This window comes from Allochromatium humboldtianum, assembly GCF_013385175.1.
GTDB classification, from domain to species: Bacteria; Pseudomonadota; Gammaproteobacteria; order Chromatiales; family Chromatiaceae; genus Thermochromatium; species Thermochromatium humboldtianum.
This window is the reverse complement of record NZ_JABZEO010000065.1, coordinates 1-632: the sequence shown is the minus strand read 5'-3', so window position 1 is coordinate 632 and position 632 is coordinate 1. Positions and strand designations below refer to the sequence as shown.

The window sequence follows — 632 nt, the reverse complement described above, 5'->3', positions numbered from 1 at the left end:
GGGTACGAACAGTCTCAATTTGAGTTGCGCATTTTTGCGCAATCATTTACATTTTAACCATGACACGCAAACTCGTCAGCATCCAAGAGGCCGCCGATTTTCTCGGCGTTGCGGCTCAAACGCTGCGACGCTGGGAGCGCGAAGGCAAGCTCCTTCCCGATGAGCGCACAGCTGGCGGGCGACGGCGCTATGACTTGGCGCGTTTGCGCCCGGAGCACTTTCACACCCCCGAGACCGCCCGACGCACGATCGCCTATGCGCGCGTCTCCAGCCACGACCAGAAAGCCGATCTGGAACGCCAGAAGCAGGTGCTCGAACTCTACTGCGCCCGTCAGGGGTGGACCTTCGAGGTCATTGCCGACCTCGGATCGGGGATGAACTATCACAAAAAGGGACTCAAACGCCTGCTCGATGAGATCGTGGAAGGGCGCATCGGGCGGCTGGTCATCACCCACAAAGACCGTCTACTGCGCTTCGGCGCGGAACTGGTGTTCGCGATCTGCGAGGCCAAGCAGGTTGAAGTCGTTATTCTCAACCAAGGCGAAGACACGACGTTCGAGGAAGACTTGGCGAGCGATGTGCTGGAGATCATCACCGTTTTCTCGGCCCGGCTCTACGGCAGCCGCTCGCGC

At 59.7% G+C, this 632-nt stretch carries 1 protein-coding gene; it reads left to right on the top strand.

Going from position 1 to position 632, the window contains the following annotated elements; genetic code table 11:
• Positions 1-59: 59 nt before the first annotated feature.
• A partial coding sequence (locus tag HW932_RS21505) for an IS607 family transposase (protein ID WP_176978488.1) occupies positions 60-632 on the top strand: 573 nt, incomplete at its 3' end.